The following is a 25417-nucleotide window of genomic DNA, read 5'->3' on the forward strand; positions in this document are numbered from 1 at the left end:
CCTTTTTAATAATCGCTTTTCTTCAACTCAAACTTACATTTAAAAATTTTCATTTTGACAGTTATTTGGATAATGTCTGACTTATAATTGTTTTGGAATTGTATCCAAAATTTATTATTAACAAAAATAAATTAGTATACTCAGTATAATAATTTACCTTTGCGCCCTTAAAATCATGCCGTAACATGATAAATGGCCAGTAAAATGGCATATATCTCTGATACTCAGTAAATGGCGTGGCAATTAACTTTAAAATAATAATTGTACATGAAATTAAGTCAATTCAAATTTGACCTTCCCCTAAATCTTATAGCCCAAAACCCCACTAAAAGAAGAGAAGACAGCAGATTGATGGTAATAGAAAGAGCTACCGGAAAAATCGAAAACAAACATTTTAAAGATATCCTCGATTATTTTGACGACAAAGATGTATTTGTAGTAAATAATACGAAAGTATTTCCCGCCCGCATGTATGGCAGAAAAGAAAAAACAGGTGCGCGCATTGAAGTGTTCCTGTTAAGGGAGTTACACCGGCAAAACAGGCTTTGGGACGTAATTGTGGACCCCGCCCGCAAAATAAGGGTAGGTAATAAATTATATTTTGGCGAAAATGATGAATTGGTGGCTGAAGTAATTGATAATACAACCAGCCGTGGAAGAACTATCCGGTTTTTGTGGGATGGAACTGAAGAAGATTTCAGAAAAATGCTTTATTTCATGGGAGAAACCCCATTACCCAAATATATTAAGCGCAAACCCGATGAAGAAGACCGCGAAAGATACCAGACCGTGTACGCAAAACACGAAGGCGCTGTAGCGGCTCCTACTGCGGGTTTGCATTTTAGCCCCGAATTGATTAAGCGGCTGGAAATTAAAGGAATTAAATTTGCGGAAGTGACGCTACATACCGGATTGGGCACATTTCGCCCGATTGAGGTGGAAGATTTGAGCAAGCATAAAATGGATGCAGAATATTACCGTATCGATGAGGAGGCTTGCAAAATTGTCAATAAAGCCAAGCAGACCAACCACAGAATTTGTTCTGTAGGCACCACTACAATGAGGGCCATGGAGAGCTCATTTACAGCTACTAAATTATTAAAGCCTTCTGAGGGCTGGACCAATCATTTCATTCATCCGCCATATACTTTTAATATTGCTGATTCCCTGATTACTAACTTTCATTTACCTAAGACAAGCCTGTTGATAATGGCTTGCGCCTTTGCGGGTTATGATTTAATTATGGATGCTTATAAAAAAGCGATAAAAGATAAATACCGTTTCTTCAGTTATGGAGATGCTATGCTTATCATATAAAAATGAAAATTGAGCTGTTTGTTTGTTGTGCCAGGCAGTAAACAAGCAAATAACCAAAAAAATATCTCGACTAGTTTTTGCATGTGGGCCAGAATGTAAATTTTAGTTTTGAAATCTTGCATTCGGGTACTAATTAATCAGATTAAACCTGGTGGTACAAAATTTGTCATAGGTTTTCTAAAAAGACAAAACCAATCATTTCAAAAAATTTATTATGAAAAAACTATTTATACTCTTCGCCCCTGCTTTTTTACTTTTTGCTTCCTGCAAGAAAGAGACAACAAAAGTTGAAAAGGTAGATCAGGCCTTTTCTGCCGTGTATACCATACAACCGGGCGACTGGACAACAGACAATAACGGTATTAGCTATACAGCTCAGTTGAATGTGCCTGAAGTAGATGACGTGTTATATAATAAGGGAGCAGTCCTTGTTTATCTTTCATTTTCAGGTACTAATTATTATGAAGCCATTCCTGAAATATTTGATGGCATTGCCTATGGTGCTATTCATTCCAACGGATACGTGGGCGTTGACATCAGCGCGGTTTCCGGTGAAGCGATTGACCCGCCTACACAGTCCATTTCTGCTAAAGTGATTTTGATTGATGCGAGCGCTTTAGCCCTTCATAAAGATGTCAATCTGAAAAATCTTGGCGAAGTGCAAAAAGCATTTAACGTAAAATAATTTCGCAAAGCATTTTAATACAAATTAACACAAATGCCCTTCGATGGAGGGTATTTGTATTTTTGAAAAAAAGATTGAAATCAAAATTTAGATAAACTCCAACAAATCATATTTCCTTCCCAGAATTTCTGCATCGTTCGCCCCAAGCCACCTATTGAGGAGCGTAGCATACACAGCCTTGAAATCTATTTTGTGTTTTAAATCTCCTTCGTTAAGATCCTGCAAGTCGGGCATCGCGTTTATCAATCCCTTTTGTTTCAATCCACCGCCGATAAAAAACATACAGTTGGCCGTTCCATGGTCAGTTCCGCCGCTGGCGTTTTGGGAGACTCTTCTTCCAAATTCGCTAAAGGTCATGACTGTTACATCATCAAACCGATGGTTGGCTTTCAGATCAGATACAAATGAAACCAGCGCTTCACTCAATTCAGTAAATAATCTTTTCTGCTGGTTTTCCTGGTTTACATGGGTATCAAAGCTGCCAAGGCTAACGTAGTACACTTTTGTATTGATATCGCTTAAAATAAGAGAAGAAATCGTCTTGAAATTTTTACCTAATTGTGTAGCAGGATAGGTTTGGGAAGAATGATAAAGTTTACTTTGCTGATAAATATAATCGGCGCTGCTAAGCGTTTCGCTGAGCGTTTTGTATAAATAATCGACAACCGGTTCCTCATTTTCATGTGTGGCGCTTACCTCTTTATAATATCTTTCATTGCTTGCGCTAAATAGTTTTTTTGGATCGCGCAAAGCAAGACCTTTCAGATCTTTTCCCTTTAACGCAAGGCTTAGCACATCGTCTATTTCAAGAGCCTGCGTAGGTTTGTCGCATCCCGAACATTGCGCGTCAAGATATCGGCCAAGCCAGCCGGTATGCAAATATTCATCGCTATTGCTTGCACTTTGCCAAATATCCATGCTTCTGAAATGTGATCTGTCAGGATTGGGATAGCCCACGCTGTTCAAAATTCCAAGGCTGCCTTCGTCGTATAAATCTTTTAAAAAAGGTAGTGCCGGATTGATTCCGGCTTCATCTGTCAACTGCAAAGCCTTGTCTTTTGCGATTCCCAACCGGGGCCGGGATTTGTAATATATATCATTTCTCACCGGTATCACAGTATTTAACCCATCATTGCCACCACTGAATTGTAATACTACCAACACCTTATTGCCCGGTGGAACAAAGGTTTTCTTTTCAAAAGCCTTTAAAAACTTAGGCATCATCAGTGAGGCAGACGCAAGTGTGCCGATCTGCAAAAATTCTTTTCGCTTTATGAGCATATAAATAATTTCGTTTAAGCCTAACCGTTATTGATGAAACCGGAATTTTGACAAACCAATTCAGTTCCTGCATCGCCCGAAAAATCATTTTCATGGATTGGGTAAAATTTAGCACAATTGATATTCCGGCGTACTCATCAATTCTACAATCGTAGATTTAATAAATTCTTCCCTCGACGTATTATTACTATACCTTTTTAAAACATTTGGATTTACAGATGTTTTTGTTTGAAGAATAATATCATTGATCCGGCGCGAAAGATTTTCACTGCTGGTATCGGCGAACACTTTAAACACGGAATTCCAATCGATATCTACAGAAATATCCTGTCCGGGTTTTGTGTCCTCAACTCCTTCTTTTCCCATCATCACATCGTCATCCGCTTTTGGAGATAGCAACAACCGGCCGGAACTCGCTAAAAGCTGTGGAAGCTTTAAACGAAACATCAATGCGCTGCTATCAATCCAATTTTTTCCGCCCGGCCATCCAGCCACGTTAGGTGGAAAAAATAATACCTGTCCCAAAATTTTTTCAAACAGCAATTGAATCTCAGGGCGCTGTAGCTGAATCGGAACAAGTCTTCGAATCCCCACCAGCAGTTCAACCGGAGACTTGATTCTTGTTCCAATATTGTTTTCCTCGTAAAACCACCCGCTTGTGAAGATATCTGCCAATAATTTTTTTATATCATAATTGTTTTGGTAAAACCGGTTACCAAGAAAGGCCACCTTTTCATCATCCACATTTTCGTTTACAAAAAACCTGTAAATCTTTTTCGCAATGAAGTTTGCGGTAGCTCTTTGTTCCAAAATAATATCGATCGCATCATCGCCGTTAAAATTTCCTGTTTTGCCCAGGAAAGTTTTTGTGCCGTTATCATGCGCGAAAGCCCTGAACACGAATTCACCATTCATATTAAATCCCCATCCTGTAAAGGCCCTTGCATTTTCTTTCACATCGTTTTCCGTATAATTGCCTCTTCCAATTGTAAACAATTCCATCACTTCGCGGGCAAAATTTTCATTGGGATGTTGTTTTCTGTTTTGTTGATTATTAAGAAACGAAAGCATCGCCGGCGATTTACTTACTTCCCGAAGCAGTTGTCCAAAATTGCTCAAAGCATTCTCCCGGATCACATTGAAAAGCTGTTGCTGAAAATAAATATTAATAACCCGGCATGCAAAGTGGCCATGCCAGAATAAACTCATCTTCTCTCTTAGCTGTGCTTCGCTATTTATCATTTCGTCAAGCCAAAGCAGGTTCAGGCTTTTAATATCTTCTGCCGATTGCCGCCTTAATTGTTTTTTCTGTTCTTTTGAAAGGCTTTCCATCTTTCCTAAACCCTGGATTCCTTTTACCAGGCCATCAAATGAACCATTTGCCACCTGCAAGGCCACAGGTTTCTTTGACGAGGTCTTCAAGAGGATTTCATAAAGATTTTGTTGAGAAATATTGCCAATTTGGTTTGCATTTTCGGCCATTGGCCCGAAGGCAGCGCGCCATAAAAGATGCTGATTTTTCCGTTGATTTGAAACTGACATTTTGAAGCCTGTTAAAAGAGATTGCCCGATAATTTTATGTCGGAAAAAAGACAGACTAAATGTAAGATGGAAGGTTTAATAAGAATTTTATTTTCTGCCGCAAAAGCAGCAAAGCAACAAATAACGCGGTATTTATTTTTATGCGAGTTCTATATCTTTTCAGCGCCAAAATATTTCCACAAGACTTCGGGCAAGCTGATGCTATCTTCCTTTTGGTTGTTTTCAAGCAATGCCGCCACAATTCTTGGCAGCGCCAGGGACGAGCCGTTTAAGGAATGAACCAATTGTGTTTTTCCATCAGCTTTAAACCGGATTTTCATCCTGTGGGTTTGGAATGATTCAAAATTGCTTACAGAACTTACCTCAAGCCATTTTTGCTGGGCTGCACTGTACACTTCAAAATCATAGGTAAGCGCAGAAGTGAAGCTCATATCGCCGCCACATAAGCGTAAAATCCGGTAAGGCAATTCCAGGGATTGCAACAGTTTTTCTACATGCAACAGCATTTCTTCCAATACTTCATAGCTTTTTTCAGGATGCACCAACTGAACTACTTCTACTTTGTCGAACTGGTGAACGCGGTTTAAGCCACGAACGTCTTTTCCATAGCTGCCGGCCTCGCGCCTGAAACAGGGAGTATAGCCGGTCATCTTCACAGGCAATTCTTCTTCTTTCAAAATTTCATCTCGGTAAATGTTAGTCAGCGGAACCTCCGCCGTTGGAATCAAAAATAAATTATCGACAGTGGCCACATACATCTGGCCTTCCTTGTCGGGCAATTGGCCGGTGCCATAAGCGCTGGCTTCATTTACCATAAAAGGTGGCTCATATTCCGTATAACCTGCTGCTGTATTATAATCCAGGAAATACTGAATAAGCGAGCGTTGCAGTTTGGCTCCTTTATTTTTATAAAAGGGAAATCCGGCGCCCGTAACTTTATTTCCGAGTTCAAAATTGATAAGGTCATATTTTTTTGCCAAATCCCAATGCGGCAAGGCATTTGCGGAAAGCGTTGGCTTTTGGCCTCCTTCTCTTATCACTTCATTTTCTTCCGGCGTTTTTCCTTCCGGCACTGACGTATGGGGCAGGTTGGGTAATTTAATAAGATTTTCCTGCAGAGAATTCTGGATGATATTTAACTGGTCGCTGACGGGCTGCAAAAAGCTTTTAAGGCTTGCTACTTCCAGCTTTTTTTCTTCCGCCACCCATTTTTCGCCCTTTGCCATTAGTTGTCCAATCTCTTTGGAAAAAGAATTGATTTTGGATTGCCTTTCATCCATTTCAAACTGGAGCTTTTTTCTTTCATCATCCAGTGAGATGATTGTATCCACCAAAGCACTTTCTGTAAAATGCTTTTTGGCCAATCCTTTTAAAACCTCTTCGCGGTTTGCTTTTATAAAATTAACCTGTAACATGCTGGCGTTGTTATTTTGATTGCAAATATAACATTGACATAGTGAATCGTGAGTGGTGAATGGTGAGTTGTGAGTTGGAAATTGAAATGGACTTGTACTACCCGCTAATAACTAACAACAAATTAACCGATTAACTTTTAAATTTGCCGGATGAACGCACAAGATGATTTACAAACGAGATGGTGGAAATTAGAAGAGCAGTTTTTAAACAAATTTGGAAAGAAACCCGATGTAGAAGCAATTCTGTTTTTAATAGGCATCCAGGAAATCGGCAATTTCAGCAGCCACAAAAAATTTACCAAAGAGCAAAAGCAAGACCTGATGCATGTAGCGGTCTGCACGCTTTTGAGCCAGAGCGGTTTTTATGAAATTGAAGAATATGATGAAGACAAATGGCCACATTTTAAAAAGCTGAAAGATGTACCCAAATACAACATGGCGGAGCAGGAAAATTTCCTTAAAGACCATATTTTGCTGTATTTTGAAAACCTCGGCTCACTTATTTAAATCCAATTATATTATGAAGAATTTATACTTCCTTATTTTCCTGGTTTTTTTCGCTTCCTGCTCTGTATTTAAAAAAACTAATCAACAAAGTATCGCAGCAAATCAACCCCACTTTGTGAAGATTGAAACCGATTCGGGCACAATGGTGGTCAGGCTTTCCAATAAAACTCCAAAAACAACCGCTAATTTTTTAAAATTGGTGAATAATCATTTCTACGATGGCTTGCTTTTTCACCGCGTTATCAAGGGCTTTATGATACAGGGAGGAGATCCGGATAGCAAAAATGCCGCCGCCGGCAAGATGCTCGGCGAAGGAGGGCTCAAATATACTGTGCCGGCAGAATTTGACACTTCCCTTTTTCATCAAAAAGGCGCTATCGCCATGGCGAGGGAAAGCGATGATGTAAATCCTAAAAAAGCGAGTAGCTCTACCCAATTTTATATTGTAGAAGGCCGTACGTTTACCAACAATGAAATGGACAAAATCGAAGAAAAGTTTAAAATATTGATTCCTGAAAGCCACCGGTCAGTGTATCGCTCTGTCGGCGGCGCACCATTCCTGGATATGAATTATACTGTTTTCGGGCAGGTGGTGGATGGTTTGGCCGTTATCGATAAAATTGCGCATGCCGCAAAAGATAAAAACAACAGGCCGCTGACAGACATCCACATGAAGATTTCAACAATGAAAAAGAAGGACTTTAAGAAATACTTATAAATACCTAATTTGCAATTTCAAATCGAAAAAAACATCCCATGGATTTTCCAAAAAATTTAAGATACACCAAAGATCACGAGTGGATATCAGTAGATGGAGAATTGGCTACAATTGGAATAACAGAGTTTGCCCAGCATGAGTTAGGCGATATTGTATATGTAGAAATTTCTGCTAAAGATAAAAAGCTGGAAGCCGAAGCTGTTTTTGGAACGGTAGAAGCAGTCAAAACCGTAAGCGATCTTTTTTTGCCTGTGTCCGGAACCATTACAGAAATCAATCCATTATTGGAAAGCGAGCCTGAGAAGGTGAATACAGACCCTTATGGGGATGGATGGATGGTAAAATTAAAAATGGATAACCCCGAAGACGTAAATCAGTTAATGGATGCTGATGCGTATGAGGCAATGGTCTCATAGATTTTCGCAATGAAAAACAACAAGATACCCTTTGCTTATTTTTTGCCAGGCATTGCCTGGTTTTTTGTTGTAGGCATTCTTACCCTGATGCCGGCAAACGATGTTCCGGAAGTTGGATGGTTTGATAAAATCCCCGATTTCGACAAGTTCGTCCACGCAGTGCTGTTTGGTGGATTGGTGATTTTATTTGCAATGCCCGTTCTTAAATCGCAAGTTTCCTCCAGGCAAAAGGTTAATTATGCAATCCGGGTTTGTATCGCCGCTGTTGTATGGGGAATTACCATTGAGTTTCTTCAAAAGTTTTTTGTCCCAAGCCGGGATTTTGATCTGCTGGATTGGGCGGCAGACACGATAGGCGCAATTGTCGCCTTATGGATAATTACCCGCATTTTAAAGCGCTTTCAAAATCAAAAATCACAGTAAACCAAGAAATACCCGGCTTTTTATATTCGGAATAAAAATTTTAAGGCTATTTTATAAATATCTGCCGGAATAGAGTGGCCTGCTCTTTCAACCTATTTTTATTATGTATACATTTGCCAAATGAAAAATGTTGATAACATGGAATACAATACAACCCGTAACCATCTTACGATTAGAGAATACGGTCGTCATATTCAAAAAATGGCGGAGTATGTGTTAACTATCGAAGATCGTGAAAAGCGCCAGAAAAATGCAAATGCTCTTGTGGAACTGATGGGTTTTTTAAACCCTCAATTAAAAAATGTGGAAGATTTCCGCCACAAATTATGGGACCATTTATTTTTAATAACTGATTTTAAGCTGGATGTGGATAGCCCCTATCCGCTGCCAACAAAGGAAACCTTGCGCCCAAAACCTGATCCACTGCCTTATCCAAAGAGGCATCCCAAATACAATCATCTTGGTAAAAACATTGAGATTGTAATTGATAAAGCATTAAGCGAAGAGGATCCCGAAAAGCGCCAGGGCTTTGCCAATTCAATTGCTTATTACATGAAGCTTACTTATAGCAATTGGCATAAGGAATTAGTGCATGATGACAATATTCAAACAGAGCTTTCATCTATGACAAAAGGCGAGCTGGAGTTTAACAACCGGCCATTTATAAAACATCGCGTTGAACCCGCCCGTGATGAATTCAGCAATGGAGGAAAATTCAGAAAGAATTTCGGATCAAGAAATAACCGGAATCAAAGCCGCGATAACAGGGGCAACCGGAAATTTGGTAAAAAGAGATATTGATTCAGCAACTGAGCGATTAGTAATTTTTAAAGAAAACACTTCACGAAATTCATTGAAAAAAAATAATAAAATAAGTTTGCAACCCTGGCAGATAATGGCGCCGGGGTTTTTTAATTTAATTTATAAAAGTTCGGATGGCATCATTTGAAGTAATTGGAGGAAACAAATTAAAAGGCAACATTACGCCACAAGGCGCTAAAAATGAGGCGTTGCAGGTTGTCTCTGCTGTTTTGCTGACCGATGAAGAAGTTACCATTCACAATATTCCGGATATCACCGACGTAAACCTGCAGATAGAATTGCTGAATGAACTGGGCGTATCTGTTGAAAGAATTAACCGGCATACCTGCATTTTTAAAGCAGACAACGTAGATCCGGGCTATCTATCTTCGCCCTCATTTCAACGAAAAACAGGAAGGCTCCGCGGCAGCGTAATGCTGGCCGGGCCGATGCTGGCGCGCTTTCATACAGCCTATATCCCAAAGCCGGGCGGCGATAAAATCGGGCGCAGAAGGCTGGATACCCATATCATCGGGTTTAAAAAACTGGGAGCAGAATTTGATTACTTTTCGAGCGAATCTTTTTTTCATCTGCACACACCACAGCTAAAAGGCGCTTATATTTTATTGGAAGAGCCCAGTGTAACCGGGACAGCCAACCTCCTGATGGCCGCTGTATTGGCAGAAGGCATCACCACCATTTACAATGCCGCCTGCGAGCCCTATATCCAGCAGCTTTGTAAAATGCTGAATCAAATGGGCGCCAAAATTTCGGGCGTGGGCAGCAACATGATTATTATAGAAGGCGTAAAAAAATTAAAGGGCACTTCGCACACGATTCTTCCCGATATGATTGAAGTAGGGTCTTTTATTGGCCTGGCGGCAATGACGCAAAGTGGCATTGTAATTAAAAATGCAGGCGTTGCGCATCTTGGTGTTATTCCGGAAAGGTTTCAGCAACTGGGCATCCAGTTGCAATTTTCCGGCGATGATATTCATATTCCGGAGCAGGAGATATACGAGATAGAAACCTTTCTTGATAGCTCGATGTTAACCATTTATGACCACCCGTGGCCCGGGCTTACGCCGGACCTGCTAAGCATTATTTTGGTAGTGGCTACGCAAGCTCGCGGAAGTGTGCTGGTACATCAGAAAATGTTTGAAAGCCGCTTGTTTTTTGTAGATAAAGTAATTGAAATGGGCGCCCATATTGTCCTTTGCGATCCGCACAGAGCCGTAGTAGTAGGCCTGGCCCGTCAGTTGCCTTTGCGCGGAATTACCATGAGCAGTCCGGATATCAGGGCTGGCGTTGCTTTGCTGATAGCTGCCTTGAGTGCCAACGGTAAAAGTATTATTCAGAATATAGAGCAAATAGATAGGGGATATCAAAATATAGATGAAAGATTAAGCGCCTTGGGCGCAGAGATTACGAGGAAATAAAATATGCAAATATGCAAATGTGCAAATGTGAAAATGGGTAGAAAAGGTTGAGCAGTAAACAAAGAAATAAAAAGGATTCTTAATTTCCTTTTTGATAAGCGAAAAAGAAAATGGAAAAAAAATATAAAAAGATTATTCTAATTACTGCTCCATCGGGCTCCGGAAAAACCTCAATTGTAAACCATCTGATGAAAAAATTTCCTCAGCTTTCGTTTTCTGTATCGGCCACCACCAGGCAGCCCCGTAAAGGCGAAAAAGAGGGAGTTCACTATTATTTTATTTCTGAACCGGAATTTCGTGAAAAAATACATAATAAGGAATTCCTGGAATGGGAAATGGTGTATGAAGGAAAATATTATGGCACTTTAAAATCTGATATCGAACGCATCTGGAAGGAAAATAAAGTTCCTGTGCTTGATATAGACGTCCAGGGAGCCATTCACGTGCAGCAACAGTATCCCGTGAATACAATCGCCATTTTTATACAGCCTCCTTCTACTGAAGAATTAAAGAGAAGATTAAAATTAAGAGGTTCTGAAACAGACCAGTCACTGCAGGCCCGGCTAAATAAGTCTGGTTACGAAATGACTTTTAAAGAACACTTCGAAAATATCATTATCAACGAAAAATTTGAAAACGCCTGCAAAGAAGCGGACAAAATAGTAGGTGATTTTTTAAATAATTAATGCGTTGCGGCTTTCTGTTTACATTTGCAGGTATGGACTGGATGGCACTTATACCAATTGCGATAGCGCTACTTTTAATAGGTTTTTTTTCAGGAATAGAATTGGTTTTTATTTCTGCCAATAAATTATCTATTGAATTAAGAAAGAAGCAGGGGACTTATGGTGGCAAAACCTGGTCTTACTTTTTAGAAACGCCTGCCCGCTTCATTATTACCATTCTTATTATCACAAACATTCTTGTTGTGATTTATGCCTTACTTGGAAGTGCTGTGCTAAGTTCCGTTTGGCAATATTTGTCCTTTGACAATCAGTATATCATCATCGCGGCAGAAACCCTTATTGCTACAATCGCGCTCGTTTTTTTTCAGTCTGTTTTTAAATCGATGATACAGGCAAGTGGCAATTCCATTACTTCAGGCGTATTTTTTAGCTTTTGTATAAAAATATTTTATTCTCTGTTTTCATGGCTTGCCAAATATTTTGTAAGCCTATCTGAATGGATTCTGAAATATATTTTTAATGTAAAAATTCAAAATAAAACGCAATCGTTTTCCAGGATGGATCTTGACCATTATGTGCAGCAATTAAACATGACCGATAGCGATGAAAACCTGGAAATGAATCATGAAATATTTGAAAATGTACTCTCGCTTTCTGAAACAAGAATCAGGGAATGCCTGATACCGAGAAAAGAAGTGGTGGCGATGGATGTTAATTCCAGCATCGAACAATTAAAAGAAAAATTTATAGAAACCAAGCTCAGTAAGCTCGTAGTTTATGAGAATGATATAGATAATGTACAGGGATATGTTCATCAACTTGACCTTTTCAAAAATCCGCAAGATCTTCGCTCGGTTTTATTGCCCATACCTGTGATACCTGTAAGCATGAATGCGTCTGACCTGATTAATAAATTCACGAAAGAAAGAAAAAGCATCGCCTGGGTAATCGATGAGTTTGGCGGCACGGCAGGAATTGTAACCATGGAAGATTTGCTGGAAGAAATTTTTGGCGACATCTATGACGAATATGATGTGCAGGAAGAATTTGTGGACAAACAAATTGCCACCAATGAATATCTGCTTAGTGGCCGCCTGGAATTAGATGACCTAGAAGAAAAATATAAATTGAATTTTAGAAAAACTGAGGACACCGAAACGCTTTCAGGGTACATAATAAATCTGCATGAATCTATACCACGCGAAAGAGACCGGATAATCATAGACGATTTTCAATTTGATATTTTAAAAGTCAGCCAAACCAGAATTGAAACGGTGAAACTAAAAGTACTTCGCTAAGATTAGAAAAAATTTTCTAAAATACCAAGGAATGCGAATCGCCATTAATGCTTCTTCATTAACATCCGATCATTTTGAAATTCTCTTGCGGTTGGCAAACCGCTATAACGAACACATATTTTTATTTTTTTTTGATTCCGAACCTGCCATTTCAACGCTGCCTTCTAATGTTCACCCGGTTATAATTAAGCCACAGCAAAGCATTCGATGGTTTTCAAAAACGATATATCAGCGACAGTTGGCCGCAGCCTTAAAAAAACATAAAGCCGGAATCTTCATAAGCGAAGCCTTTGTTTCATCACATACAAACGTTCCTCAAATTTTAATTTCACCGGATTTGACTTATATATTTTATCCTGCATCGCTCAATAAAAAACAACTTTCAACTGCGAAAAAGAATACACCGAAATTTTTACAAAAAGCCGACACCATCGTTGTTAATTCTCACTTTTTTAAAAATGAAATCATTAAGAGATTTGGAATTGACAATCAGAAAATCAAAATAATTTATCCTTCGTTAAGAAAAAAAATCCAATCAATTTCAGAAGAAGAAAAAATTGCGGTAAAAGAAAAATATGCTGACGGGAATGAATATTTTATCTATCACGGCATTATCAGCATGGAGCAAAACCTGGTGAATTTATTAAAAGCATTTTCTTTTTTCAAAAAAAGGCAGCGAAGCAAAATGCGTTTATTTTTTACCGGAAAATCAGGATTAAAATATGATGAATTTATCCATTTACTGGCGTCGTATAAATTTAAAAATGAAGTAATAGTAAAAGCAAATGAAACGCATTCGGGAAATGAAAAATTGCTTTCGTGCGCGTATGCCTCATTACATGTTCCTTTTTATGAAAGCGAAGGACATGCAATATTGGAAACCATGAGCTGGCAAATTCCGCTGGTTGTTTCTAATAATGGTTTGTTGAAAGAATATTGCGGCGAAGCCGCTTTTTATTCAGACCCTGGTAACTTTAATGACATCGCGGATAAAATGATGTTGATTTTTAAAGACGAACAGAAAAGGCACGACTTAATTGAGAACGGAACCCGGGAATTAAAAAAGTTTACTGAATCTGAAGCCGACAATACATGGTATGAAATCATTAAAGAAATTGAAAGAAATGATGTCAAAATTGGCTAATCAAGATTTTCAATAATGCCTGCAATGCCCTGCCCGCCACCTACGCAGGCAGTAACAATCCCGTATTTTTTATTCAGCCTTTTCATATCATTAATTATCTGCACAGTAAGCTTCGCGCCGGTACAGCCCAGCGGATGGCCAAGCGCAATAGCGCCTCCATTGATATTTACTTTTTGAGGGTCAAGCTGTAGCTTATTAATCACCGCTACGGATTGCGAAGCAAAAGCCTCATTGAGCTCAATCAAATCTATTTGTGATAAATTCATTCCTGCCTGCTTCAACACCCTGGGAACCGCTTCTATGGGCCCCACGCCCATTACGCGCGGATGAACTCCCGCACTCACACAATTAACCAGCCGGGCTATTGGTTTCAGATTTAATTCATTCATCATTTTTTCACTCATTACAATCACGAAAGCCGCACCGTCGCTTGTTTGAGAAGAATTTCCGGCAGTAACGGTGCCGCCGTTTGCAAACACTGGTTTTAATTTTGCCAATGCTTCCATTGAAGTATCCGCGCGAACTCCTTCATCGGTATCCACCACGAAACTTCTTGACTGCTTTTTTAAATTCTTGTCAAGATATACTTCTTCAACGGTCATTGGTAAAATACCGCTTTTAAAAAACCCGTTTTGTATAGCGTTCATCGCCTTTTGGTGCGAATGCAAACTGAACTCATCCTGTTGCTCACGGCTGATACCGTATTCTTTAGCCACCGCCTCAGCCGTAAGACCCATGCCAAGATAATAATCCGGCGTTTCAGAAGCCACAGAATAGGCGGGCACTGTTTTCCAGCCTGAAGTAGGCACCATTGTCATGCTTTCCGTGCCGCCTGCAATAATGCAATCAGCCATCCCGCTCCGGATTTTTGCAGTGGCTATTGCGATAGTTTCAAGGCCGCTGGCACAATAACGGTTTACCGTCATCCCCGGCACGGATATCCCCAGGGCTCTTACACTAATCATCCTTCCGACCTGCAAACCCTGCTCGGCTTCCGGCACTGCGTTTCCCACTATTAAATCGTCCACCCTGCTGCTTTCCAGCTCAGGTACGGTTGCCAGCAAACCTTTAATTACATCTACGGCTAAATCATCAGGCCGGTAAAACCGAAAGCCACCACGCTTTGCTTTGGTTACCGCGGTTCTGAAACCTGCTATGATATATGCTTCCATAATTATATCTGTTTTAAAAGACTTCCTCTAATTTAAGGCTTATCTTCCTAACTGCACAAAACAGCAATTAATTTGATAGTAAACCAATAAATAAGCCGGATTTTATTTTACTTTCAATCTAAATAATTACCCACAATTGGCATTCTTCTGCCGCTTCCAAATGCTTTAGGTGAAATGCGGATGATGGGGCAAAACTGATTTCTTTTGTATTCATTCCTGTTCACCATTTTTAAAATTCTGTCAACGAGCTGGGCGTCAAATCCCATAGCTTTGATTTCCTGCGGACCTTGAACTCTTTCAATATACTGGTACAGGATTTCGTCAAGTATTTCATACGGTGGCAAGCTGTCTGTGTCTTTCTGATTGGGCCGTAACTCTGCGGATGGCGCCTTAGTAATAATGTTCTGTGGAATAATTTCATTCTTTCTATTAATGTACATGGCCAGTTCATACACCTGCAATTTGTAACAATCCCCCAAAACGCCGATGCCTCCAGCCATATCTCCATAAAGAGTTCCATAGCCGGTGGCCAATTCGCTTTTATTGGAAGTGTTTAATAAGATATATCCAAATTTGTTGGCGATGGCCATTAACAAATTCCCGCGGGTGCGGCTTTGTATGTTTTCTTCCGCGATGTCAAATGGAAGGTCTTTAAAAACGGGATGCAGCTCCTCAATAAATGAATCAAAAATCTTTTTAATCGGGATGATGTCATAAGGGTTTCCCAGGTTTTTACTTAGTTGCTCAGCATCTGAAACAGAATGACTGGTAGAAAATTCTGACGGCATCAATATGGCTCTCACGTTTTCTTTGCCTAAAGCCTCACAGGCAAGGCCAATGGTCACAGCACTGTCGATGCCTCCGCTGCTGCCGATAATGGCTTTGGTAAATCCCATCTTGGAAAAATAATCTTTGATGCCTAATATTATTGCATCATACACCTGGCTAATGTTGAGTTCGGGCATAAACCTTTCAGGCTCGGAAAGAAAATCCACTACTTCATCTGCGGCCCTTATTATAGACGTTTCAAAAGTGCCATCGTCAAGCAAAATCACTTCCTTAATTTCCTCGTTGAATTGAGAAAGTTCGTGACACAGGTTGGCGTTTTTATCAAAACATAATGACACGCCATCGAAAATGATTTCTGTTTGGCTGCCGACTGCATTACAATAAATAAGCGGAATTTTGTATTTTAAAACGTTTGCCTTAATGGTAGCTCTCCTGTCATCTGCATGGGTGTAATCGAAAGGCGATGCTGAAATATTAATCATCACATCCGGATGCTGTTCCATTAAAATATCCATCGGGCAGATTCTATAAAGCGGGTTATCGCCAAGGTTCCAGATATCTTCACAAACGGTAAGCGCTATTCTTTTTTGTTTAAACTCAATCACATTCCATGTAAAGGCAGGTTCAAAATACCGGTTTTCATCAAACACATCGTAAGTGGGCAGGCAGGTTTTATGCGCGATACTTTTTACTTCATTCTGATAAATAAAAAATGCAGCATTAAAAAGATCCTTGCCTTCTTTCACCGGATTTCGATCGGGAGCGCCGACGATAACTCCGATGGTGTCCGCCACTTTTTTTATCTTTTCAATACTTTCAAAGCATTTATCAATAAAATCCCTGAAATCCAAAAAGTCTTTTGAAGGATAACCGCAAATGCTCATTTCACTGAAAACAATAAGTTCTGCATTAGCCTGCTTTGCCACTTCAATAGCATTTATAATCTTATCCACGTTTTTATCAAAATTGCCGATATGATAATTCTGCTGTGCAATAAAAATTTTCATAGTGTAAAATTAAAACAGAAATAGCTGTTGCACTTTTTTTTCATTTAACAATATTGTCTTTGCTTTTTTGCTTTTATTTGGGGTATGAGAAGATTCTTAATTGTTGTAACGATCGCGGGTTTGCTAGTCTCCTGCAACAACAACCCAAATATTCCAGATGTTTCCTCCATTAAAGTAAGTCTCGAAACAAAAAGATTTGAAAACGACTTTTTTGCAATGGACACCATCCATATTGCCCATTCTATGCAAATGCTTCTCCAAAAATATCCGGATTTTTTACCGCCATTTACAGCAAACATGCTTGGCCTTGATCTTGACAGTTTACTAATTCCGGGAAACAGGCAGGGCCAGGGAATAAAAATGTTTATCCACGATTATATGCCCTTAAAAGATTCTGCGGAGATGATGTATAAAAGCTTTGATGAAGAAACAAGAGAGATAGAAAAGGGATTGCAGTTTGTAAAATATTATTTTCCCAATTACAAAATTCCGCAATCAGTCATCACTTTTATTGCTCCCATCAATGCAAATTTCGAAACCTCATTTGGCGTGCAGGGCGATGTAATAACCACCCACAGTTTTGGAATCGGCCTGCAGCTTCATATGGAAAAAGATTTTTCCTTTTATAAAAGCCGCGAAGGAATGGAAGAATACCCTGAGTTTTTGTCTATCAACTTTGATAAAGAACATATCCCGGTTAATTGTATGAGGAATGTAGTGGATGATTTATTTCCATCTGGCGTAAAGGGAAGGCCACTGATAGAACAAATGGTAGAAAGGGGAAGAAGAATGTATCTGCTTACCCGGTTTTTGCCTCATACACCAGAGTATATTTGCATGGGATATACCAAAAAACAAATGGAAGATGCTGAAAACAATGAAGCTGTTATCTGGGACCTGTTCTTAAATAATAATTTGCTGAACAAGACGGATGAAAATATCGTGCACAATTATATTGGAGAAAGCCCCAAAACACCTGAACTGGGCGAGGGCGCGCCGGGAAACATTGGTACTTTTTCAGGATTGCAGATAGTGAAGAAATTTATGAAATTATACCCTGAAACGAAACCGGAAGATTTAATGCAGAAGAGCCCAAGGGAAATTTATGAAATGTCAAAATACAAACCCAGGATTTAGTTTAGTTTTAGCGGAACTACCATTTCAAACGCAGGAATATTGATGATAAAGGTTTGCTTGTTGTAAAAATTTTCCATGAAGTACATTCCATGCATTTTTCCCAATTCGCTCCGCAAGTTGCAGCCGCTCACATATTGATATTTTTCGCCGGGTTGGATTATCGGCTGAATACCAATAACTCCCTCTCCTTCTACTTCGCGATGCTCTGAGGTGCTATCAAAAATGTACCAGTGCCTTCTCAATAATTGCACAGGAAAAGGGTTATTATTTTCCAGCGTGATTCGATACGCAAACATGTATTCGCTGTTAATCGGATTGCTGTACTCAGGCTGATAAAAAGTTTCAACACTTACGTTTACGCCTTCAGAAATTTTTGAGACCATGGTTTTAAAATTGTAATAATTTATTTAAAGCGTTATAAAATTAAACCTTAAGTGAGTTTTTATACCCGTTTTTCAAAAGCCATTGTAAAATTTTTTCCCTTTGGTCGCCCTGGATAATAATTTCATTGTCTTTGGCAGAGCCTCCTGTTCCGCAAAATGACTTTAGCTGTTTTGCCAGATCTTCGATGTCTTTCTCCTTCATTGAAAACCCCTTTACCAGCGAAACTATTTTTCCACCCCTTTGTTTTTTGTCGAGGCTAATTAACAATCTTTGCTGCTCTTTTGGCAAAAATTCTTCAGGCTCTTCAGAATTAAAAAAATCGAAATCTTTTGCCGTTGAATAAACAATCCCTTCTCTGTTATATAACTTTTTCTTCGACATTTTATTGTGCTAATTCTGCTTTTAAACTTAAATCCAGGCTGGTAGCCTGGTGAATGATAGCGCCGCTTGAAATAAAATCAACGCCCGTGGCAGCGTACTCTTTTATATTGTCGAAAGTGATGCCTCCACTGGCTTCCGTTTCAAACTTCCCATTTATCATTTTCATCGCGTCCCTTATTTTTTCCGGCGAAAAATTATCTAACATGATGCGGTCGGCTTTGCCATTGCGAATTATTTTTTCCACATCCTCAAGAGAGCGAGCTTCCACTTCTATTTTTAAGCCAATATCTTTAAGGTGCACATATTCATAAGCGGCATCTATTGCATTGATAATCCCTCCACAAAAATCTATATGATTGTCTTTTAGAATAATCATGTCGTACAAACCAAACCGGTGATTGAATGCGCCCCCAATTTTCACTGCTTCTTTTTCTATTAATCTGAAATTAGGTGTTGTTTTCCGCGTGTCTAATAATTTTGTTTTGTATCCTTTCAGCCTTTCAGTATATTTTCTGGTTAATGTAGCAATGCCACACATTCTTTGCATACAATTAAGCACCAGTCTTTCGCAAGAAAGTATGGTGGAAATTTTAGCGCTTACCTCAAAAGCTTCCTGGCCAAAGGTCACGCTATCGCCGTCGTGCAAAAACTTAGTGACTACTGCCGTTGGCTCAAGAAATTGAAATATTTTTTCGGCAATATCCACGCCGGCTAATATTCCATTGTCTTTTATTTTTAAAATCGCTTTTCCTTTTGCATCAGGATCTATACAGGCAAGCGTAGAATGGTCTCCATCTCCAATATCTTCCCGCAGCGCGCTCGCAATGAATTCTTCTAACCTGTTTTGAAAATCTTTCGGAACGTCCATAAACAAATTTATAAAATTGAAAATTAATCTGGTTTTTAAAGCCGCGCTAAATATGCACATTTAGTGCAAAATATTCCATGTTTGGATGTACGACTGCTCAATAATAGTTTTCTATAGTGATGCCGTAGGTCAATATAACATTTTCCCTGTTGGTACGGCTTATCCTATTGTAAGCCATTGCAGCATTCAGCGAAAGCCATTTATTTAACTTAACAGACAGTTTGTTGTTGAGTTTAAAAATATAATCCCTGAAATCACTCACTGAAGGCTGGTAAAAATTAGTGCCTTCAAGGCTAAAAGTGCTGTTATAAGCCCACCGATATTTTATTCTAAGAGAATTTCTTACCGTTTGGTACACATCTTTCCCAATTACCGGATCTGTAAGATCGCTGGTTTCAAATACAAAACCATCGCTGATTTCGAAATTGAATTTAGGGCTTTTAAAGGCATTAAAACCCACGCCAACACCTGATTGGAAACGATAATTTATTTTTAATGAATAGCTATTGTCATAATTTATCAATGCCCAATAGTAAAGCTTCCGGATGTCTTTTAAATAATCCACATTTGCCGCGGCCGAAACATCGTTATTGGAAAGCTGCTTGTTCTGCGTGCCATAAATCCAGGAAGCGCCGGTATTATACGCAATCCTTTTATTATTTACTTCATATCCGATACCGTTGTTGAAAACGAACGATTGCTGATCTTTTGTTTTATTAAAAACGCCGGTAGAGGTAAAGGAAAAATGATGATGGACAGAATCATTAAATTGGCCAAAACACCATTGAAACCAGAGAACAGAAAAAATAATTAAGGATACTTCTTTTAACATGACTGCTTTTGAAAAGTTGGGAGAAATGTAAAAAATATTTCCAGAAAAAAAGCATACCGCTGTTAAAACTTTTGCCCGTGCCCATCAATAGCCTCCATTGAACTTAAACGATGTGATTGAAAACGGATTTATAGTAAACTGATAAATACGCTGATTTTTTATTTTTGAAACCGAAGCTCCTGTATTAGTTTTTCCTGGCCGGATTGCTTCGTGAAAATAGTAACCCGAAATGAGCCGCTACTTGTAATGAGCGTGCCAATGCAAAATTCAGAATCTTCTTTTTGGCTTTGATGAATTACCTTGAAATCTTTTACCTGGTTTTCACTAAAGAAATCGCGTAGTAGAATTGACGCCTGCGACTTATTATAAGAAGCACTTTTTTGAGGAAGAGTAATTTCTACTGTTTTATCAAAATATTTTGAAAGTTCATAGGCGTTCCCTGACTTAAACGCACTTATAATTTCAGAAAGCGAAACTAAAGTGAACGAAGATAATGCCACAAGGATGACCGTCAAGTGTAAAATTTTTTTCATCATGTAAATTTTGATCCATTTGACTATAAATCTTATTAAAGGTAAAAATATAACAGGATTTGGGATTTTTTTAATTATATAAGTAGCTTTGAACGATGGAAACAAAAAAAGTAATACTCGTTATAATGGACGGGTGGGGCCTTGGACAAAAAAAAGAAAGTGATGCGATTCAAAATGCCAAAACACCTTTTGTTAGTTCTCTTTATGAAAAATATCCTCATTCTACGCTGGTGACGTGTGGAAGGGCCGTTGGGTTGCCTGAAGGACAAATGGGCAATAGTGAAGTAGGACATCTTAACCTGGGAGCGGGCCGCATCGTTTACCAGGAATTGGAACGAATAAATGTGGCAATTGAAAATGGCGAATTTGAAAAAAATGCAGCATTAATGCATAGCTTAAATTATGCCAAACAAAATAAAAAGCCGCTGCATTTGATGGGCCTCGTAAGCAATGGAGGTGTTCATTCTCATATTAATCACCTCAAGGCAATTACTACCATTTGTAAAAAACATGAAATAGAAAATGTATTTATTCATGCTTTTACTGATGGACGTGATACGGATCCCAAAAGCGGCATTAATTTTTTAGAGGATCTGCAACAGCATCTTGATAAAACCACCGGAAAAATAGCTACCATCATAGGCAGATATTATGCCATGGACCGCGACAAAAGATGGGAACGTATTAAAATAGCATATGATGCAATAGTGAACCGCACGGGTGAAGTAACCACTAATATTTTTTCAGCTATTACCACCTCTTATCAAAATGACGTTACAGACGAATTTTTGAAACCGATTATCAATGCTGAAACGCCCGATTCCGGAATTATGAATGGCGACGCAGTAATCTGCTTTAATTTTCGTACAGATCGCTGCCGCGAAATCACCGAAGCGCTCACCCAAAAAGACTTTCCGGAGCAAGGTATGAAAGCCTTGAATCTTGATTATACTACCATGACCTTATATGATCATACTTTTAAAAACATAAATATTATTTTTCAAAAAGATGATTTGACCAATACGCTGGGGGAAGTATTGGCCGATAACCACAAGAAGCAAATTCGTATCTCGGAAACCGAAAAATACCCACATGTAACTTTTTTCTTCAGCGGTGGCCGGGAAGTGCCTTTCGAAGGAGAAACCAGGATAATGATCCCCTCACCCAAAGTTGCCACCTATGATTTGCAGCCGGAGATGAGCGCATACCAGGTAATTGAGGCATTACTTCCGGAAATAAAAAAACAATCTGCCGATTTTATTTGTTTGAACTTCGCCAATGCAGATATGGTAGGGCATACAGGAGTTTGGGAGGCTGTAATTAAAGCAGTTGAAACCGTTGACACTTGCGTAAAAGAGATTGTAACCACCGGGCTCGAAAACGGATATACGATTTTTCTAACTGCAGACCATGGTAACGCAGATTATATAATTAATGAAGATGGAACGCCCAACACTGCGCATACCAAAAACCTGGTTCCTTTCTTTATAATAGATAGAGAATGGCACGGCAAAATTAACCCGGGAAAACTTGGAGATATCGCGCCTACTATTCTGACAATGATGAAGTTGCCAATTCCGGAACAAATGACTGGCAAGGTATTAATTGATGAAAATTGATTATACGCGTGTTTTTAGTTTCGAATACCCGTGAGAAATTAAAAAAATAATCCAGAACGCGTTTAAAATTAAAATTTTTCAATTTTTTGGTGAACAAGCGTATATTCGTGCAGCGTTTTAAGTAAAAAATTGTCCTATCTTAGTAGGGTTAAACAAGCAAACTATGACCGACGAGTTGATGCTTCAAGGCTGCCTTGATAACCTCTCAACTGCGCAAGAAGCGTTGTACAACCGTTTCGGGCCGCGCATGCTTGGTGTTTGCTATCGTTATGCCCGCAACAGGGAAGATGCGGAAGATATGCTCCAGGAAGGTTTTATAAAGGTATATTCCCAGATTCGTCAATATAAAGGTTCGGGAGCATTAGAGGGATGGATAAGAAAAATCGTGGTGCACACCTGTATTAATATTTTAAAGAAAAATAAAAAGTTCTCTGATAGTGTTGATTTGATACATGCCTCAAGTATCCATATCAGCGAAAATACTATACCGTCCCTGCTGCAGGCTAAACAAGTGGTGGAATGTATAAGATTATTGCCAATTGGTTACCGGACTGTTCTTAACCTGTATGCAATTGAAGGCTTTACACACAAAGAAATTGCTACAATTTTAGAAATTGAAGAAAGCACAAGCAGATCACAATATACAAGGGCACGGGCGCTGTTGGAAGAAATTCTGATTAAGAAAAAAATATTGCAGAAACCCAGGGAAAATGTGAAGATGGCCTCGGTGAAATAAAACTACCTGTTTAAAATATTTAAATCTTTGTCGGTCTAAATGAAACGTTTGCATAATGGAAAGAAGATTTGATATGAGCGATTTTGAGCAATCTTTAAAAGATCATGCCGATCAATTTAGGATGGTGCCCTCCAAACGTGTATGGAACGGCATTTACAATAATTTACATCCGGGGAGTAAGTGGCCTTCAATAACCATTGCGATACTTTTTTTATTTACACTTATTACCATCAGCAAACTAAATAATTCCCCTACCCAATTTAGAAACGTAGAGGATAATCCAGCAAACAGCGACGCTAAAAATATTATAATTGCCCAAGCTGATAAACCCCAACAGCCAACCATTTCACAGAAGGCCATTACCGGAAGCCAGATTTCAGAAAACAGTGAAAATATAAGTGCGGACCTTGCAGAGAAAACGGGCAAACCAGAACATAAAATGGCTGTAGTTATGCCTTCTTTGGTAGAAAGTTTGGCTATAGAAAAGATAGTTGAGAAAAATACCGGTGGACAATCTCCAGTGGGTATTGTAAATGCCACCGTCAAAGAAAATCAGGCTGTATCAAAAGAAAACATCGAAAATACTGAAGCTGTCGCAAGCTTATCAGTCGCATCGGAGGAGGCAATTCCTGGTGAGGCTTTAAGTCAGTCTGACGAGCTTCGAAATTCTTTATACACACAATATATTAAGAATAACGATTTCATCGAAAATGGTTTTCTGTTGCCGGATTTCAGTGACGAAGCAATTACTATTCCTGGTGATATCTTACAGTCATTAATTTTGAACAATAAAACACACGGCATTCCGGCTGAAAATAATTTCGCCACAAACAAAGCAATCAACCCACTTAAAAAAGGCCGTAAGAATAATAAGCCTGAATGGACTTTTTACATCACACCAACTATAAGCACCGCTTCTTTTGGTAACAAATCTGTTGATCCTTCAGTTACTAATTCCTCACAGGTCACATTATCGAACAGGGGCGCTTTTAAATTGTTGCGAAATTCGCGGTTTGGAATAGAAACCGGAACAGAAATGACTGTGAAAATTGACAAAAATTTGAAATTCGTTACGGGTTTTAACCTTGGCTATTCGGGATACAAAATTTTGTCAAATTTGGTGCATCCCACATTTACTACATTAATGCTCCGTGACAACAACGGCGGCACTTATTCTAAAAACTTTTTAACTCATTATGGAAACGGCCAAAGTCCCGGCCATGTAACGCTTAACAATTATAAAATACAGGCATCCATCCCATTGGGCGTTCAATTTAATGTTTGGGGAAATGAAAAAATCAAAATTGACTTAACTTCATTATTAGAGCCTTCAGTCGTGATAAAAGACGACGCCTACCTGGTTTCTTCGGATGGCAGATATTATGTAAACGACCCATCTTTGGTAAGAAAAACCAATCTTGATGGCCATTTTGGCTCCTATATTACTTTTATAGGCAAGAAAGTAAAATGGCACCTTGGCCCTGATTTCAGATACCAGCTTTTCTCCTCTTATAAAAATATTTATCCAGCTAAGGAACATTTGATTGATTATGGCATAAGAATTGGATTATCAAGGTAAAATTGAAATAATTAAGCGCTTTTTAAGCTTAATTTTTAACTGATTTTTTTTAGAGCCGTTGCTTCGTACCCTGCAACGGCTTTTTAAATTTGTAATTTTGCAGATGCAAAAAACATTTTTATTTTTTCTGCTTACCTTTTATTTTTGTTTTAGCGCTTGTAATACCGGAAATAAACCTGGCCCAACACAGCCAACAGCCTCTACGGACACAGTAAATATTTTTCCCGTCACCAGCTTTTTAAAAGCCCAGTTAAAGGAATTAGATACATTACCCGTAACTCCCTTGCTGATTGTGATATCGAAAGGAAAAACAGATTCATCCTGGCTTAAAAGAGAAGATATCAGAAAACAAGCAACTCCATTTTTGTCACCTGAGATTGATTCAGCAAGCTTACATTCCTTTTTCACTGAAAAATCATTCCTGGATCAAACTATCAATTCTTATACTTTTTCATACGATGCAAAACCATCGTTACCCGACTCAATTCAACTAATTCACTGGGATGTGTATATGAATCCACAAACCCATCTTATAGAAAGGATTTATTTGGTCAAAGAAAAAGATTTAGCAGGCAATAATATTACCACCCAATTAACCTGGGTAGTCAATAAGTATTTTAATATAAGAGATATAACACAGTCAGCAGGAAAGGAAACACAGGTGAGTGAGAAGAAAATGATTTGGAACTTTGAGGAGTAATCAAATCA

Annotated in this window: 26 protein-coding genes; 16 read left to right on the forward strand and 10 right to left on the reverse strand. The window is 38.9% G+C overall.

What is annotated here, in order from left to right:
• Nucleotides 1-267: 267 nt before the first annotated feature.
• Nucleotides 268-1317 (forward strand): tRNA preQ1(34) S-adenosylmethionine ribosyltransferase-isomerase QueA, encoded by a 1050-nt coding sequence (gene queA, locus EFY79_RS10755; protein ID WP_123120713.1) that lies wholly within the window; start codon nucleotides 268-270, stop codon nucleotides 1315-1317.
• Nucleotides 1318-1531: 214 nt separating this feature from the next.
• Complete coding sequence (locus tag EFY79_RS10760) at nucleotides 1532-2002, forward strand: hypothetical protein (protein WP_123120714.1); 471 nt, start codon at nucleotides 1532-1534, stop codon at nucleotides 2000-2002.
• 87 nt (nucleotides 2003-2089) lie between these two features.
• Here EFY79_RS10760 and EFY79_RS10765 read toward each other — a convergent pair whose 3' ends face one another.
• From EFY79_RS10765 to serS, 3 genes are all read right to left on the reverse strand, one after another.
• Complete coding sequence (locus EFY79_RS10765) at nucleotides 2090-3283, reverse strand: DUF1501 domain-containing protein (RefSeq protein WP_123120715.1); 1194 nt, start codon at nucleotides 3281-3283, stop codon at nucleotides 2090-2092.
• Nucleotides 3284-3391: 108 nt separating this feature from the next.
• Nucleotides 3392-4825, reverse strand: a complete 1434-nt coding sequence (locus tag EFY79_RS10770; protein WP_123120716.1) for a DUF1800 domain-containing protein — start codon at nucleotides 4823-4825, stop codon at nucleotides 3392-3394.
• A gap of 149 nt (nucleotides 4826-4974) precedes the next feature.
• Nucleotides 4975-6240: a serine--tRNA ligase gene (gene serS / locus EFY79_RS10775; protein ID WP_123120717.1), complete on the reverse strand. Its 1266-nt coding sequence runs from the start codon at nucleotides 6238-6240 to the stop codon at nucleotides 4975-4977.
• Nucleotides 6241-6390: 150 nt separating this feature from the next.
• On the opposite strand from serS, the gene EFY79_RS10780 reads away from it, so the two are divergent.
• The 9 genes from EFY79_RS10780 to EFY79_RS10820 all read left to right on the forward strand — a co-directional run bounded on the left by EFY79_RS10780 (nucleotide 6391) and on the right by EFY79_RS10820 (nucleotide 13672).
• Entirely contained in the window at nucleotides 6391-6747 is a 357-nt protein-coding gene (locus tag EFY79_RS10780; RefSeq protein ID WP_123120718.1) for a hypothetical protein, read from the forward strand.
• A gap of 13 nt (nucleotides 6748-6760) precedes the next feature.
• Nucleotides 6761-7465 carry a peptidylprolyl isomerase gene (locus EFY79_RS10785; RefSeq protein WP_123120719.1) on the forward strand — a complete coding sequence of 235 codons (705 nt, stop codon included), beginning with the start codon at nucleotides 6761-6763 and terminating at the stop codon, nucleotides 7463-7465.
• Nucleotides 7466-7503: 38 nt separating this feature from the next.
• A complete protein-coding gene (gene gcvH, locus EFY79_RS10790) occupies nucleotides 7504-7881 on the forward strand; it encodes a glycine cleavage system protein GcvH (RefSeq protein WP_123120720.1) in 378 nt (125 codons plus the stop codon).
• 9 nt (nucleotides 7882-7890) lie between these two features.
• Entirely contained in the window at nucleotides 7891-8304 is a 414-nt protein-coding gene (locus EFY79_RS10795) for a VanZ family protein (protein ID WP_123120721.1), read from the forward strand.
• 138 nt (nucleotides 8305-8442) lie between these two features.
• Nucleotides 8443-9105 carry a DUF4290 domain-containing protein gene (locus tag EFY79_RS10800; protein ID WP_123120876.1) on the forward strand — a complete coding sequence of 221 codons (663 nt, stop codon included), beginning with the start codon at nucleotides 8443-8445 and terminating at the stop codon, nucleotides 9103-9105.
• A 134-nt stretch (nucleotides 9106-9239) separates the two neighbouring features.
• On the forward strand, nucleotides 9240-10544 hold the full coding sequence (gene murA, locus EFY79_RS10805) for a UDP-N-acetylglucosamine 1-carboxyvinyltransferase (RefSeq protein ID WP_123120722.1): 1305 nt from the start codon (nucleotides 9240-9242) through the stop codon (nucleotides 10542-10544).
• A gap of 110 nt (nucleotides 10545-10654) precedes the next feature.
• The gene (gene gmk / locus EFY79_RS10810; protein WP_123120723.1) at nucleotides 10655-11230 is read left to right on the forward strand and encodes a guanylate kinase; all 576 of its coding nucleotides are present in this window, start codon (nucleotides 10655-10657) and stop codon (nucleotides 11228-11230) included.
• Between the two features lie 32 nt (nucleotides 11231-11262).
• Nucleotides 11263-12528, forward strand: a complete 1266-nt coding sequence (locus EFY79_RS10815; RefSeq protein WP_123120877.1) for a hemolysin family protein — start codon at nucleotides 11263-11265, stop codon at nucleotides 12526-12528.
• A 31-nt stretch (nucleotides 12529-12559) separates the two neighbouring features.
• Complete coding sequence (locus tag EFY79_RS10820; RefSeq protein ID WP_123120724.1) at nucleotides 12560-13672, forward strand: glycosyltransferase; 1113 nt, start codon at nucleotides 12560-12562, stop codon at nucleotides 13670-13672.
• Here EFY79_RS10820 and EFY79_RS10825 read toward each other — a convergent pair.
• Together EFY79_RS10825 and EFY79_RS10830 are read right to left on the reverse strand one after the other, a co-directional pair.
• Nucleotides 13669-14844: an acetyl-CoA C-acyltransferase gene (locus EFY79_RS10825; RefSeq protein WP_199727506.1), complete on the reverse strand. Its 1176-nt coding sequence runs from the start codon at nucleotides 14842-14844 to the stop codon at nucleotides 13669-13671. The two genes, EFY79_RS10820 and EFY79_RS10825, sit on opposite strands and share 4 nt — an antisense overlap.
• Nucleotides 14845-14957: 113 nt before the next feature.
• Nucleotides 14958-16640, reverse strand: coding sequence for an NAD+ synthase (locus EFY79_RS10830; protein ID WP_123120726.1), 1683 nt, complete (start codon nucleotides 16638-16640; stop codon nucleotides 14958-14960).
• Between the two features lie 84 nt (nucleotides 16641-16724).
• Here EFY79_RS10830 and EFY79_RS10840 point away from each other — a divergent pair, with 84 nt between their 5' ends.
• Nucleotides 16725-17777 (forward strand): gliding motility protein GldB-related protein, encoded by a 1053-nt coding sequence (locus EFY79_RS10840; protein ID WP_148041902.1) that lies wholly within the window; start codon nucleotides 16725-16727, stop codon nucleotides 17775-17777.
• Here EFY79_RS10840 and apaG read toward each other — a convergent pair.
• The 5 genes from apaG to EFY79_RS10865 all read right to left on the reverse strand — a co-directional run bounded on the left by apaG (nucleotide 17774) and on the right by EFY79_RS10865 (nucleotide 20757).
• Complete coding sequence (gene apaG / locus EFY79_RS10845) at nucleotides 17774-18160, reverse strand: Co2+/Mg2+ efflux protein ApaG (protein WP_123120729.1); 387 nt, start codon at nucleotides 18158-18160, stop codon at nucleotides 17774-17776. The genes EFY79_RS10840 and apaG overlap by 4 nt on opposite strands.
• 40 nt (nucleotides 18161-18200) lie before the next feature.
• On the reverse strand, nucleotides 18201-18542 hold the full coding sequence (locus tag EFY79_RS10850; protein ID WP_123120730.1) for a translation initiation factor: 342 nt from the start codon (nucleotides 18540-18542) through the stop codon (nucleotides 18201-18203).
• Nucleotide 18543: 1 nt separating this feature from the next.
• Nucleotides 18544-19410 (reverse strand): carboxylating nicotinate-nucleotide diphosphorylase, encoded by an 867-nt coding sequence (gene nadC, locus EFY79_RS10855; RefSeq protein ID WP_123120878.1) that lies wholly within the window; start codon nucleotides 19408-19410, stop codon nucleotides 18544-18546.
• A gap of 97 nt (nucleotides 19411-19507) precedes the next feature.
• Nucleotides 19508-20242, reverse strand: a complete 735-nt coding sequence (locus EFY79_RS10860; protein WP_123120731.1) for a DUF481 domain-containing protein — start codon at nucleotides 20240-20242, stop codon at nucleotides 19508-19510.
• Between the two features lie 158 nt (nucleotides 20243-20400).
• On the reverse strand, nucleotides 20401-20757 hold the full coding sequence (locus EFY79_RS10865; protein ID WP_158605198.1) for a DUF4783 domain-containing protein: 357 nt from the start codon (nucleotides 20755-20757) through the stop codon (nucleotides 20401-20403).
• 113 nt (nucleotides 20758-20870) lie between these two features.
• Between EFY79_RS10865 and gpmI the strand changes: the two genes are divergently transcribed.
• The 4 genes from gpmI (at nucleotide 20871) to EFY79_RS10885 (ending at nucleotide 25409) form a co-directional block, all read left to right on the forward strand.
• Nucleotides 20871-22394, forward strand: a complete 1524-nt coding sequence (gene gpmI / locus EFY79_RS10870) for a 2,3-bisphosphoglycerate-independent phosphoglycerate mutase (protein ID WP_123120733.1) — start codon at nucleotides 20871-20873, stop codon at nucleotides 22392-22394.
• Between the two features lie 163 nt (nucleotides 22395-22557).
• A complete protein-coding gene (locus EFY79_RS10875) occupies nucleotides 22558-23130 on the forward strand; it encodes an RNA polymerase sigma factor (RefSeq protein ID WP_123120734.1) in 573 nt (190 codons plus the stop codon).
• A gap of 55 nt (nucleotides 23131-23185) precedes the next feature.
• Nucleotides 23186-24709, forward strand: coding sequence for a hypothetical protein (locus tag EFY79_RS10880; RefSeq protein ID WP_123120735.1), 1524 nt, complete (start codon nucleotides 23186-23188; stop codon nucleotides 24707-24709).
• 103 nt (nucleotides 24710-24812) lie between these two features.
• Nucleotides 24813-25409 carry a hypothetical protein gene (locus EFY79_RS10885; RefSeq protein ID WP_148041904.1) on the forward strand — a complete coding sequence of 199 codons (597 nt, stop codon included), beginning with the start codon at nucleotides 24813-24815 and terminating at the stop codon, nucleotides 25407-25409.
• Nucleotides 25410-25417 lie beyond the last annotated feature (8 nt).

This window comes from Hanamia caeni (assembly GCF_003721595.1).
Lineage (GTDB): Bacteria > Bacteroidota > Bacteroidia > Chitinophagales > Chitinophagaceae > Ginsengibacter > Ginsengibacter caeni.